Origin of the sequence: Pseudomonas sp. UBA6323, from assembly GCF_002439135.1 — a bacterium.
In the GTDB taxonomy this organism is placed as follows: Bacteria; Pseudomonadota; Gammaproteobacteria; order Pseudomonadales; family Pseudomonadaceae; genus Aquipseudomonas.
In genome coordinates this window covers 83,257-96,487 of the sequence record NZ_DJSX01000011.1, presented here as the reverse complement: position 1 = coordinate 96,487, position 13,231 = coordinate 83,257, and the positions used below count along the sequence as shown (strand labels likewise).

10 protein-coding genes are annotated in these 13,231 nt (G+C 65.1%); 8 read left to right on the top strand and 2 right to left on the bottom strand.

What is annotated here, in order from left to right:
* Window positions 1-126: 126 nt before the first annotated feature.
* Window positions 127-1,128, bottom strand: a complete 1,002-nt coding sequence (locus B3P22_RS03585) for a DctP family TRAP transporter solute-binding subunit (RefSeq protein ID WP_296269921.1) — start codon at window positions 1,126-1,128, stop codon at window positions 127-129.
* A 297-nt stretch (window positions 1,129-1,425) separates the two neighbouring features.
* Between B3P22_RS03585 and B3P22_RS03580 the strand changes: the two genes are divergently transcribed.
* From B3P22_RS03580 to B3P22_RS03545, 8 genes are all read left to right on the top strand, one after another.
* Window positions 1,426-2,886 carry a sigma-54 interaction domain-containing protein gene (locus B3P22_RS03580; protein ID WP_296269919.1) on the top strand — a complete coding sequence of 487 codons (1,461 nt, stop codon included), beginning with the start codon at window positions 1,426-1,428 and terminating at the stop codon, window positions 2,884-2,886.
* Window positions 2,887-3,413: 527 nt separating this feature from the next.
* Window positions 3,414-4,799 (top strand): GntP family permease, encoded by a 1,386-nt coding sequence (locus tag B3P22_RS03575; protein WP_296269918.1) that lies wholly within the window; start codon window positions 3,414-3,416, stop codon window positions 4,797-4,799.
* A 97-nt stretch (window positions 4,800-4,896) separates the two neighbouring features.
* Window positions 4,897-6,456 (top strand): acyl CoA:acetate/3-ketoacid CoA transferase, encoded by a 1,560-nt coding sequence (locus B3P22_RS03570; RefSeq protein ID WP_296269916.1) that lies wholly within the window; start codon window positions 4,897-4,899, stop codon window positions 6,454-6,456.
* 141 nt (window positions 6,457-6,597) lie between these two features.
* On the top strand, window positions 6,598-8,913 hold the full coding sequence (locus B3P22_RS03565) for an FdhF/YdeP family oxidoreductase (protein WP_296269914.1): 2,316 nt from the start codon (window positions 6,598-6,600) through the stop codon (window positions 8,911-8,913).
* 73 nt (window positions 8,914-8,986) lie between these two features.
* Window positions 8,987-9,544: an NADPH-dependent FMN reductase gene (locus B3P22_RS03560; RefSeq protein WP_296269913.1), complete on the top strand. Its 558-nt coding sequence runs from the start codon at window positions 8,987-8,989 to the stop codon at window positions 9,542-9,544.
* Between the two features lie 241 nt (window positions 9,545-9,785).
* Complete coding sequence (locus B3P22_RS03555) at window positions 9,786-10,367, top strand: TetR/AcrR family transcriptional regulator (RefSeq protein WP_296269911.1); 582 nt, start codon at window positions 9,786-9,788, stop codon at window positions 10,365-10,367.
* The gene (locus tag B3P22_RS03550) at window positions 10,364-11,242 is read left to right on the top strand and encodes an alpha/beta fold hydrolase (protein ID WP_296269910.1); all 879 of its coding nucleotides are present in this window, start codon (window positions 10,364-10,366) and stop codon (window positions 11,240-11,242) included. The genes B3P22_RS03555 and B3P22_RS03550 overlap by 4 nt, the downstream gene beginning before the upstream one ends.
* A 386-nt stretch (window positions 11,243-11,628) precedes the next feature.
* Entirely contained in the window at window positions 11,629-12,288 is a 660-nt protein-coding gene (locus B3P22_RS03545) for an endonuclease (RefSeq protein WP_296269908.1), read from the top strand.
* A gap of 84 nt (window positions 12,289-12,372) precedes the next feature.
* Here B3P22_RS03545 and hutC read toward each other — a convergent pair whose 3' ends face one another.
* Window positions 12,373-13,086, bottom strand: a complete 714-nt coding sequence (gene hutC, locus B3P22_RS03540) for a histidine utilization repressor (RefSeq protein ID WP_296269906.1) — start codon at window positions 13,084-13,086, stop codon at window positions 12,373-12,375.
* Between the last annotated feature and the right edge of the window lie 145 nt (window positions 13,087-13,231).

Below are 13,231 nucleotides of genomic sequence, written 5' to 3'. Positions count from 1 at the left end.
AGCGGTGCCGCCCCCTGCCCTCTCCCCCGGCCCCTCTCCCGCAAGCGGGAGAGGGGAGCAGAGCAGGCTAAAGGGCAGCCACCGCTGCGCGCCGCAGTGCGCGGGCTTCCGGTCAGATGGAACGAATCAGGGCTGGGCCACGGCCTTGCGCGCGGCTTCCATCAGCGCGTCGCCGATGCGCGGTGCCCATTTCTCCTGCACGCTGGCAGTGGCTTCGACGAAGGCGGCGCGCTCGGCGTCGGTCAGCTCGATCACTTCCACGCCGCGTTCACGTACGTCGGCCAGGCGTTGGGCCTGAGCGCCACGCGACAGCTCGATCTCCCACTTACCGGCGTCGATGGCGGCCTGGCGCAGCAGTTCGCGATCTTCCTCGGGCAGGCCTTTCCATACGCGCTGGTTGACGGCGAACACCAGCGGGTCGGCCATGTAGTCCCACAGGGTCAGGTACTTCTGGCCGACCTGGTCGACGCGCGCCACGTCGAATACCGACAGCGGGTTTTCCTGGCCATCCACCGCGCCGGTGGTCAGTGCTGGCTTGGCATCGGCCCAGCTCATTTGCGTGGGGTTGGCGCCGAGGGCGGTGAAGGAGTCCTGGAACAGCGGCGAACCGACCACGCGGATCTTCAGGCCCGCCAGGTCGGCAGGGCTGCGCACCGGTTTGGCCGAGTTGGAGATCTGCCGGAAGCCGTTCTCGCCCCAGGCCAGCGGCACGATGCCGCGCTGCTCGATGGCGGCGAAGGCCAGCTTGCCGGCTTCACCCTGGGTGATGGCGTCGAGGTCGGCGTCGTTCTTCATCAGGAACGGCAGGGAGAACAGGTTGAGCTCCGGCACCTGCGGCGACCAGTTGATGGTCGAGCCCACGGCCATGTCGATCAGGCCGGAGCGCATGGCGGAGAATTCCTTGGTCTGGTCGCCGGCGACCAGTTGCGCATTGGGGTAGACGCGCAGGGTGATGCGCCCTTCGGAGCGTTCGTTGACCAGATCGGCCCACTTCTGCGCGGCCTGGCCCCAGGGGAAGGCGTCGGAAAGTACGGTGGAGACGGAGTATTCACGCGCCTGCGCGGTGGCGCACAGGGCGGTCAGCGCAGCGCCGGCGGCGAGCGCGGAGAAGAGTCGCTTGAGTTTCATCGGGGCGTCCTTGAGTGGATCTTGGCGTTATCGTTGTGGCACCGGCAAAGCGGTGCGGATCCAGCGGCGGGCGGATGGCTCGCCTAGCGCGCTTGGTCAGCGCGCGAAAGGGACACGGCAGGTGTCTCGGCTGCCGGGCAGGCCTTGTGGGCGATCGGCAGGTGCCGGCGGGTTACGCGCAGCCGCTCAACTATTCCAGAAGCGCGCGTCGAATGCCATTGTCCGATGACTGTTGACATTGCCCGCGCGGATCGGCGCCAACCATAATCAGCGGCTTCTGACTTCGGACATTCGCCCATGGCTATCTCCCACGAAGACCTCGACCAGCATGGCCTGATCATCGGCGTGTCGCCCGAGCGCTTTCGCGCGGTGGCCATGCCGCTGCTGTTCGATCACCTCGATGCGCAGTGCGAAGGCACCATCGCGGTCAATCGCCGGGCACGCATCGTCTGGATCAACGATAAGTACGCGCAGAAGGTTGGCATCGCCGACGCGCGCACGGCGCTGGGCAAGGAGATCGAAGAAGTGCTGCCGGCCAGCCGCCTGCGCGAGGTGGTGGAGAGCGGCCAGCCGAGCATGCTCGACCTGATGGCCTTCGGCAGCGAGCATTTCGTGGTCACCCGCATTCCGCTGCGTGACGAGGACGGCACCCTGGTCGGCGCGCTGGGCTTCGTCCTGTTCGACCGCGCCCGCCATCTCAAGCCGCTGATGGCCAAGTACAACAACCTGCAGACGCAGTTGCTTGCCACCCAGCATGAGTTGGCCAAGGCGAGACGAGCGCGCTACACCATCGCCGGCTTCATCGGCGCCAGCGCGGCGGCCAGCGAGGTGAAGCGCCAGGCGCGCCGCGCTGCGCAGCTCGACTCCACCGTGCTGATCCGCGGCGAGACCGGCACCGGCAAGGAGCTGCTGGCCCAGGGCATCCACAACCTGTCGCCACGGGCCAACGGGCCCTTCGTCGCGGTCAATGTCGCGGCGATCCCGGAAACCCTGGTGGAGGCCGAGCTGTTCGGCACCGCGCCGGGCGCCTTTACCGGCGCCGAGCGTAAGGGGCGCATCGGCAAGTTCGAGGTAGCCAACGGCGGCACGCTGTTTCTCGACGAGATCGGCGACCTGCCGCTGCCGTTGCAGGCCAAGCTGTTGCGCGTGCTGCAGGAGCAGGAGGTGGAGCCGCTCGGCTCCAACCAGGTCAAGCCGCTCAACGTGCGGGTGATCGCCGCCACCCATATCGATCTGGAGGCCAAGGTGGCAGCCGGGCAGTTCCGCGATGACCTCTACTACCGCCTCAACGTGCTGGCCCTGCGCGTACCGCCGCTGCGCGAACGTGCCGGCGACATTCCCGCGCTGATCGAGCATTTGCTCGATGACCTGGCCAACCGCTCCGGCCTGGCGCCCATGGAGCTGACGGACGATGCCCTCGCCCTGCTCTGCGCGCAGCCGTGGAAGGGCAACGTGCGCGAGCTGCGCAACCTGCTGGAGCGGGCGCAGTTGGCGGTCGATGGGCGGCTGGATGGCGAAGTTCTGCGTGGATTGCTGGTCGACCCGGTTGCGCCGAGTGCGCCGACACCCGTTGTGCCAGTGATGGCGAGTACAGCGCAGACGCTGGCCGAACAGTTGGCGCAGGCCGAGCGCCAGGCGCTGTTGGCGGCGCTGGCCGCTACCGATGGCAATCGCCAATTGGCTGCCGAACGCCTGGGTATTTCCCGTGCCGGGTTCTACGCCAAGCTGGCGCAGCACGGGCTGGGGCGAAGGGGTTAAGCGCCGGCGGCTGGTGGCTGGTGGCTGGTNNGGAGCGGCTTCAGCCGCGATCGTCACCGGACCGAAATCGCTTCGCGGCTGAAGCCGCTCCTTCAGATAACGTTGCTGGCCGCAATTGCGTAGCCCGGATGAAATCCGGAGCCGGGCACGACGCCACGGCAGTTGGCGGGTTTCACCCGCCCTACGGGTGACTTGTGTTGTAGGGCGGGTGAAACCCGCCGGATGTATCGGGTGGAGGAAATCCGAGGATTGCCAGCATCCAGAATCCTGGACACAAAGCGAATAGGCAATCCATGAAATTGGAAAAATCCAGAAAATTGGACATCCACCTATATTCGGCCTACCTGCCCCGCACTCGGCGTTGACGCCTGAAATCCCCGGCCCATCAGCCTTTTCGCCACATCGACCAAAGTCTCATCCCGGCCTGGCACGACTCTGGCTCTATACCCGGCAAAGGCGCGCTGCCGCATCCGCGCCTTGCCGATAAACGGCTTCAGCCGCTAGAACAACAACAAAAGGAACCACCCATGGGTACCCTCGGTATTCTGATTTCCCTCGCATTGTTGATGTACCTCGCCTACCGCGGTATCAACGTCCTGATCCTCGCTCCGCTGCTGGCTCTGCTGGCGTTGCTGTTCGCCGGCGACATCGCCCTGCTGCTGCCCACCTACACCCAGGTGTTCATGAAGGCCATGGGCGGCTACGTGATCCAGTTCTTCCCGCTGTTCCTGCTGGGTGCACTGTTCGGCAAGCTGATGGACGACTCGGGATCGGCGCGCGCCATCGCTCATGGCATCGTTGCCAAGGTCGGCAGCGAGCGCGCCATCCTGGCCATCGTGCTGGCCTGCGGCATCCTCACCTATGGCGGCGTGTCGCTGTTCGTGGTGGCCTTCGCCGTGTACCCGATCGGCGCCGCGCTGTTTCGCGAGGCGGGCATCCCCAAGCGCCTGATCCCCGGCGCCATCGCCCTCGGCTCGTTCACCTTCACCATGACCGCCCTGCCCGGCACCCCGGCGATTCAGAACGCCATTCCCAACCCCTTCTTCGGCACCGACGCCTTCGCCGCGCCGGGCCTGGGGGTGATCGCCGGGCTGATCATGTTCGGCCTCGGCACCTGGTGGCTCACCGCGCAGTCGCGCAAGCTGATGGCTGCCGGCGAAGGCTACGGCGAGCATCGCGATGATCCGGTCAGCGAAGAGCGCCGCGACATTCCCGGCTTCTGGCTGGCGCTGCTGCCGATCTTCGTGGTGATCGCGCTGAACTTCCTGATGGCCAAGCAGATCCTGCCATCGGTGGACACCAGTTACCTGGCCAAGCCGGAATACGGCGGTCTGCAGGATGCCAAGTCGCTGATCGGTATCTGGTCGATCATCGTCGCCCTCAGCGCCGCCATCGTGCTGCTGATCGCCCTGCACTGGAAACGCTGGATGGACCTGAAGAAGAGCGTCAACGACGGCGCCTTCGGCTCCATGCTGCCGATCCTCAACACCGCCGCCGAAGTAGGTTACGGCACGGTGATCGCCTCCCTGGCCGGCTTCGTCATCATCCGCGACCTGGTGCTGGGCGTCTCCAGCAACCCGCTGATTTCCGAAGCGGTGGCGGTGAACATCCTCGCCGGTATCACTGGCTCGGCTTCCGGCGGCATGTCCATCGCACTGAAGACCCTGGGCGAGCAGTACCTGACCATGGCCACCGCCGCCGGCATCAGCCCCGAGCTGCTGCACCGCGTCGCCGCCATGGCCTCGGGCTGCATGGACACCCTGCCGCACAACGGCGCGGTGATCTCGCTGCTGGCAATCTGCAAGCTCACCCACCGCGAGTCGTACAAGTTCATCTTCGTCAACACCGTGGCCTTCCCGATGGTGGCGCTGGCGGTGGTGATTACCCTGGGCACGCTACTTGGAAGCTTCTGACGTTCTCTGTAGGAGCGGCTTTAGCCGCGATCTTCGCGGCTGAAGCGCAAAGCCGCCCGCCACACCTACAGCCCTCTGCAACTCACGAGTACCCGCAATGAGCAAGATCATGACCGCCGCCGCAGCCGTGGCGCGCATTCCGGACAACGCCAACCTGGCCACCGGCGGCTTCGTCGGCATCGGTTTCGCCGAGCAGATCGCCATCGCCCTGGAGCAGCGATTCGTCGCCGAACAGGCGCCGCAGGGCCTGACTTTGGTGTACGCAGCCGGCCAGGGCGACGGCAAGGGCCGCGGCCTCAACCATCTGGCCCATGAAGGCCTGGTGCGCCGGGTGATCGGCGGTCACTGGGGCTTGGTGCCGGGGCTGCAGAAGCTGGCCGTGGACAACCGCATCGAGGCCTACAACCTGCCGCAGGGGGTGATCTCCCAGCTGTTTCGCGATATCGCCGCCGGCAAACCGGGGCAGCTCTCGCGTGTCGGCCTGGGCACTTACGTCGACCCCCGTCATGGCGGCGGCAAGCTCAATGCGCTCACCACCGCCGACCTGGTGCGGCTGATGCCCATCGATGGCGAGGACTATCTGTTCTACCCGACCTTCCCGATCAACGTCGGCATCGTCCGCGCCACCAGCGCAGACCCTGACGGCAACCTCAGCTTCGAGCGCGAGGCGCTGACCATCGAGAGCCTGGCCATCGCCATGGCCGCGCGCAATTCCGGCGGGCTGGTGATCGCCCAGGTCGAGCGCATCGTCGAGCGCGGCTCGCTCAACCCTCGCCAGGTGAAGATCCCCGGCATTCTGGTGGACTGCGTGGTGCAGGCCGAGCCGACCAATCACCAGCAGACCTTCGCCACCGCCTACAACCCGGCCTTCGCCGCCGAAACCCGCGTGCCGGTAGACAGCCTGACGCCCATGCCGCTGGATGTGCGCAAGCTGATTGCCCGCCGCGCGGCGCTGGAGCTGAAAGCTGGCGCGGTGGTCAACCTTGGTATAGGCATGCCCGAGGGCGTGGCGGCGGTGGCCGCCGAAGAGGGCGTGATCGAGCGCCTGACGCTGACCGCCGAGCCCGGCGTGATCGGCGGCGTGCCGGCCTCGGGCCTGGACTTCGGCGCGGCGAGCAACCACAGCGCCCTGCTCGATCAGCCCTATCAGTTCGACTTCTACGATGGCGGTGGCCTGGATATCGCCTTTCTCGGCCTGGCCCAGGCCGATGCGGCGGGCAACCTCAACGTGTCGAAATTCGGCTCGCGCCTGGCCGGCGCGGGCGGTTTCATCAACATCAGCCAGAACGCCAAGCAGGTGGTGTTCGTCGGCACCTTCAGTGCGGGCAAACAGGACATCCGCATCGAAGGCGGCCAGTTGCGCATCATTGAGGACGGCGAGCTGCGCAAGTTCGTCGCCGAGGTAGAGCACCGCACCTTCGCTGGCGGCCTGGCCGCCGAACGCGGCCAGCCGGTGCTCTACGTCACCGAGCGCTGCGTGTTCCGGCTGACTGGCGAAGGCCTGGAACTGATCGAAGTGGCGCCGGGCGTGGACATCGAGCGCGACATTCTCGCGCGCATGGACTTTGCGCCCATCGTGCGCCAGCCGAAACTGATGGACGATCGGCTGTTGCGCCCCGAACCGATAGGCCTGGCGCAGTGCCTGGCAAACCTTTGAGCGTGAACTTGCGGGCCTGAACGGGCCCGTTTTTTTAACCGGCACGATGCGCCCCGCTTGCGCCATGCACGGGCAAACAACCTGAACCATCTCCCGCCCCCTCCGTCGTAACTGCAAGACGACGAGCCAGGGAGACGGAGCATGAAACCCCGATTCAAACCCTATCGTGGACCTTCCGGTGGCTGGGGTTCGGCCAATGCCGTGGGCACCATCCTGCTGCGCGAACGGGCGCCACTGACCGGCGCTGCGGCGCTACTCAAGCAGAACCGCCCGATCGACGGCTTCGCCTGCGTCAGTTGCGCCTGGGCCAAGCCCCACCCGTCCAAACCCCTGGCCTTTTGCGAGAACGGCGCCAAAGCCACGGCCTGGGAAACCACCAGCCTGCGCTGCACGCCCGAATTCTTCGCCGGCCACAGCCTGAGCGAGCTGCGCAACTGGAGCGATTACCAGCTGGAGCAACAGGGTCGCCTGACCGAGCCGATGCGCTGGGATGCGACGACTGATCGCTACCTTCCGGTGAGCTGGGACGAGGCCATCGCCGAGATCGGCGCCGAGCTCAAGGCACTGGAAGACCCCGATCAGGCCGTGTTCTACGCCTCCGGCCGTGCCTCGCTGGAAGCCTCGTACATGTGGCAGTTGCTGGCGCGCCGCTTCGGCACCAACAACCTGCCGGACAGTTCCAACATGTGTCACGAGAGCACCTCAGTGGCCTTGCCGGAAAGCATCGGCGTGCCGGTCGGCACCGTCACCCTGGAGGATTTCGGCAAGACCGACGGCCTGATGATCTTCGGCCACAACACCAGCAGCAACAGCCCGCGCATGCTGCATGACCTGGACGCCGCCCGACAGCGCGGCGCGCCCATCCTCACCTTCAATCCACTGCGCGAACGCGGCCTGGAGCGCTTCACCAATCCACAATCGCCGCGGCAAATGCTCACCGGTGAGTCGGAGGTGGTCACCACCCACTATCACCAGCTCATCATTGGCGGCGATGCTGCGGCCATCGCCGGCATCTGCAAGGCGCTGCTGACGATGGACGACGCGGCGCGCGAGAACGGCCAGGATCGTGTGCTCGACATCGCCTTCATCGAGCAGCACACCCAGGGCTTCGAGGCTTTCGAGCGGACCATCCGCGGCTATGCCTGGGAGATGCTGGAGCGCCGCAGCGGCCTGACCCGTGGCGCGATGGAAGGCGCCGCCAAGGTCTATGCCGGTTGCCAGCGGGTCATCGCCATCTACGGCATGGGCCTGACCCAGCATCGCCATGGCGTGACCAGCATCCAGATACTGGTCAACCTGCTGCTTATGCGCGGCAACCTGGGCAAGGAAGGGGCGGGCATCTGCCCGGTGCGCGGCCACTCCAACGTGCAGGGTCAGCGCACCGTCGGCATCACCGAGAAGGTCGCGCAGGTGCCGGTCGACCGCCTGTACGAACAGTTCGGCTTCAACGTGCCGGAGCATGACGGCACCACCACGGTGGACGCCTGCGAAGGTGTGCTCAACGGCAGGATCAAGGCATTTCTCTCCCTCGGCGGCAATTTCGTCCGCGCCACGCCGGACAGCCAGCGCCTGGAGCCGGCCTGGAGCAAGCTGCGCCTGACCGTGCAGATCGTCACCAAGCTCAACCGCAGCGCCCTGGTGCACGGCGAGAAGGCCTACATCCTGCCCTGCCTGGGGCGTACCGAGATGGATATTCAGGCCAGCGGCGCGCAGTATCACACTACCGAGGACAGCACCGCCTGCATCCGTGCCTGGCAGGGCGTGGTCAAGCCGGCCGGTGAGCAGTTGCGTTCGGAACCGGCGATCATCGCCGCCCTGGCCAAGGCAACGCTGCCGGCCAACCCGCGCATGGACTGGGATGCCTGGGTGGCCGACTACGGGCTGATCCGCGAGGCCATCGCCACCAGCTATCCGGACATTTTCCATGACTTCAACACGCGCATGCTCGAACCGGGTGGCTTCCATCGCCCACTGCCGGCTACCTGGCGCGAATGGAACACCGACAGCGGCAAGGCCAACTTCACCCGGCCGGACACCCTGGCGCTCAACGACGACGTGGAGCAGAACCCGGAACGTCGTGACGTGCTCAACCTGATGACGATCCGCAGTAACGATCAGTTCAACACCACGGTGTACGGCTACGATGACCGTTTCCGCGGCGTGCACGGCACTCGCTCGGTGCTGTTCATGCATCGCAACGACATGGCAAGACTGGGGCTCAGCGAAGGCGATCAGGTGCAGGCAAGCACCGCCGTGGACGATGGCGTGCAGCGCTCGGTCGGGCCGCTGCGCGTCACCCCGCACGACATTCCCGAAGGCTGCTGCGCTGCCTACTACCCCGAGTGCAACGTGCTGGTGCCGCTCTGGCACCATGAGAAGAAGGCCAAGGTGCCGGCAGCCAAGTCGATTCCGATCACCTTGCGGCCCTTCATCGCCACGGCACGAGCATTGGAGTGAGACAAGACGGAACCCGATTCCTCTGACCGGTCTATAGTTGCTGCCTGTTTATTCATTCGCCAGAGGAACAACCATGAGCAAGACCTACAACGTCGCAGTACTGGTCGGCAGCCTGCGCAAGGCCTCCATCAACCGCAAGCTGGCGTTGGCGCTGGCCGACCTGGCGCCCGCCTCGCTGAACCTGGAAATCCTCGAGATCGGCGACCTGCCGCTGTACAACGAAGACGCCGACGGCGATACCGCTCCGGCGTCCTATGCGCCGTTCCGCAGCAAGCTCAATGCGGCCGACGCCGTGCTGTTCGTCACCCCCGAGTACAACCGCTCGATTCCCGGCGCGATGAAGAACGCCATCGACGTCGGCTCGCGCCCGTACGGCCAGAGCGGCTTCAGCGGCAAGCCCGGTGCCGTACTCAGCGCCTCGCCCGGTGCTATCGGCGGCTTCGGCGCCAACCACCACCTGCGCCAGTGCCTGGTGTTCCTCGACGTGCATGTGCTGCAGCAGCCGGAGGCTTATCTGGGCGGTGCCGGCAATTTCTTCGATGAAAACGGCGCGCTCAGCGACGGCATCAAGCCTTTCCTGCAGAAATTCATCGACGCCTACGCTGCCTGGGTAGCCAAGCAGGTCGGTTGAACCAATAAATGACCGCTCGGGCCGCCAGGGAGACTTGACCCCGAGCGGCATCGCGGCCAGGAAGCGCAAACGCATCCTGGCTTATTCATCTCGCACGAAATCCTTTTAAGTCCCTCCCGCAGACCTTCTGACGCTGCTCGACCCAACCGGCGCCGCGCACAGGAGCTGACTGCAGATATGCCCTGATCCACGGCCTGAATGACACTGGCCACTAGACCGGTCGGTCTAGATAATCCAGGGCATGACCAAGACCACTCGCGACAATCTGATCGACGCCATGATCGATGCCCTGCAGCGCAAGGGCTTGCACGGCGTCGGCCTGAGCGAACTGCTGGCGGCCGCCGGTGCGCCCAAGGGCAGCCTTTACCATCACTTCCCGGGCGGCAAGACCGAGCTTGCGGTAGCAGCGATCGAACGCGTCGGCCAGCGCGCCGAACAGGCTTTCGCCGCGCTCTTCGAGCGTCAGCCCGACCCGCTCGATGCGCTGAGCGCCTGGCTACAGAGCGCACTTGGCCAGTTGCAGAACAGCGCGTTCGAACGCGGCTGTCCGCTGGCTGCCGTCGCCCTGGAAAGCGGCCCGGACGATCAGGAGATTCGTGCGGCCCTGGCCAACGCCTTCATGGTCATTCGCCACGCGCTGCAGCAGCAATTGCAACGCCATGGTTATCCACAGTCGCAAGGCCTCGCTGCCCTGTTCGTCGCACTCTACGAAGGCGGCCTGCTGCAGGCGCGCGTCGCCGGCAGCAGCGAACCGCTGAAGCAGGCAGTGACCACCCTGCTCCATCTGACCCGCCAGCACCGCACGGAGTCCCTGTCGCCATGACCACGTCCATTCGCCGCGAAACCCAGCCCCTGCTGGCCCTCGATGATTACCCGTTGGCCGCCACGCGCTATTACGCCGAGCGCCCCCATGCGCAGCTGTTGATCGCCGGCGCGACCGGCGTGCCGCAAGGTTTCTACCGACGCTTCGCCGAACACGCCGCCAGCCGGGGCTTCAACACCCTGACCCTGGACTATCGCGGCATCGGCCAATCCAGACCGGACAGCCTGCGCGGCTTCGAGATGGAATATCTGGACTGGGCCAATCTCGACCTGGCCGCGGCGGTGGATCAGCACCGGCACGCCGAGCGCCCGCTGTTCGTGGTAGGCCATTCCTTCGGCGGCCACGCCTTCGGCCTGCTGCCAAACCACGACCAGGTCGCCGGCTTCTATACCTTCGGCACTGGCGCTGGCTGGCATGGCTGGATGCCGAAGGGCGAACAACTGCGTGTGTTGGCCATGTGGCGGGTGGTCGGCCCGCTGATCACGCGCTACAAGGGTTATCTGGCGTGGAGCACGCTGGGCATGGGCGAAGATCTGCCACTGGGCGTCTATCGCCAATGGAAGCGCTGGTGCCGCTTCCCGCGCTACTTCTTCGACGACCCGCAGATGCCGGGGCTGGCCGAGCGCTTCGCCCAGGTACGCACGCCCATCGTGGCGCTCAACACGCTGGACGACCTGTGGGCACCGCCCGCCTCGCGCGATGCCTTCATGGCCGCCTACACCAACGCGCCCTTCCAGGCGCGCACGCTCGACTCACAAGCCGAAGGCCAGGGCGATATCGGTCATATGGGGTATTTCCGCCCTGCGGCGCAGCGCCTGTGGGACGAGACGCTGGACTGGTTCGAACGGCTGCGCAGCGAACAACGAGCGGCTTGAAAGCCAGAATACGGTGGGAAACTGCCAGGCAGAAAAAAGAAAACCCCGCGATTGCGGGGTTTTGCAGACTGTTGTCCTGACATCCTTGATCTGCTCACCATCCTGGCGGCTGTCCAGCGTGTCCTTGTTTGTCTGGGCGCTTCCTGCGCTGAATCCATGTGCGGCAGAGTACGCTCGTACCTGATGACTCGACAGTGGCGATTATCGCCACATCTCGTAAGCCATGGCTTACAAATCCGCCAGCCATCGATGCCGCCTCGCGTTTGCCTGAAGCCATCCCAATTTGGGTGAAAACGCTGTCGATGTTTTTTGCGACGTACGTCTTGCTAGACTTCGTTTTGTCCTACAAAAAACAACAAAAGATGCCGTCAGTCGGGGGCTTGAGTATGCGCACCGTCACGCTGTTTCTCGGTTGCCTGGCAACCTGCATGAGCTCCTTCTCCCTGGCCAGCGGCCAGACCCAACTGGGCGACGTCAAACAGGCCATCGCACAGGCGTTCTGGCAGAACCTCTATGGCAATGGCGGCAGCACCTTGTACTGCGGCCAGACCTTCGCCCGCGAAAGCGGCACGCTGACGGCCAGCCCGATCTACAGCGGCAAGCAGCTCAAGAGTGCAATGCGCTGCGTCACTGATCGCCAGTGCACCATCATGAACCCGCGCTACCCGTATATCGTCGCCGACCTGCACAACTACTACCCGGCGCTGACCCGCGTGGAGCTGGTCCGGCGCAACGCCCAATTCGCCGACCTGGCCGACGATGTGCCGAGCAAATTCGCCGATATCGGCTGCGACATGAAGGCCAGCTATCAGTTGGTGGAACCGCGTGACGAAGCCAAGGGCAATATCGCCCGGGCGATCTTCCACATGCACGTCGAGTATGACCTGCCCATCGTCGGTCTGATACCGATGTACAAGGCCTGGCACCGCATGGACCCGCCCGATGCGGACGAGAAGGCACGCAACGACAAAATCGAAGCGCTGCAGGGCACGCGTAACCGTTTCATCGACGATCCGTCATTGGTGGATCAGCTGATCAGCGACTGATTTCAGTCACTGAGGGAGGGGCTTTAGCCGCGACGAAAACACCGTGGATCGCCGGCAAGCCGGCTCCTACGGTTTGTGGAAGTCCTACCCTCTGCGCTTGTGCAGCGAGCGCAGCTTGTAGCGGTCGCCTGGATGAATCAGCCGCGCGTAGCTGATCAGATGATCGTCCGACCAGGTACGACGAATCACGCTCAGACAAGGCATGGCCGGGTCGATCTGCAGCAGCTCGGCGGTGCGCGCATCCACCAGCACCGCTTCGACCACATGCTCGACATCCGAGATAGGGCAACTGGCGACCAGCACCTCGTTGGGCGTGACCTGGGTGAAGTCGCTCTGCAGGTAATGCGGCACCCAGCGCGGGTTGACGAAGCGATCCTCGAGCTGGATCGGCAGGCCGTCCTGCAGGTGCACGAGAATGCTATGGAAAACCTCGCCGCCCAGACGCAGCCCCAGGCGCAGGGCCACCTCGTCATCGGCGGCGATGGCTTCGCAACGCACTACCGCATTGCTGTATTCGTGACCGCGACCGCGCACTTCGCTGGCGATATTCATCACCTCGTGCAGCGGCGACTCGGCCTTGCGGTCGGTGACGAAGGTGCCGAGCCCGGCCTGACGCACCAGATAACCCTTTTGCACAAGGTTCTGGATCGCCTTGTTGGCGGTCATGCGGCTGACCGAAAAGTCCCGCGCCAGTTGCTCCTCGGGCGGGATCTGGTGATTGATCGGATAGGCGCCGCCGTGAATGCGCTCGAGGAGAAAATCCTCGATGGCCTTGTAGCGCGGGGTGGGACTGGTCACGTCGGCTCCTTGGAAATGCCCGGTGCGCGGATGATACATCAGCCATACGACTGATCTCGTAGGAGCCCCGCCTCGGGGCGAAAGCGGTCGTGATCGCTCAGGAAAACTTGCATTGTGACCACTATTCGCCGCGGGACGCGGCCCC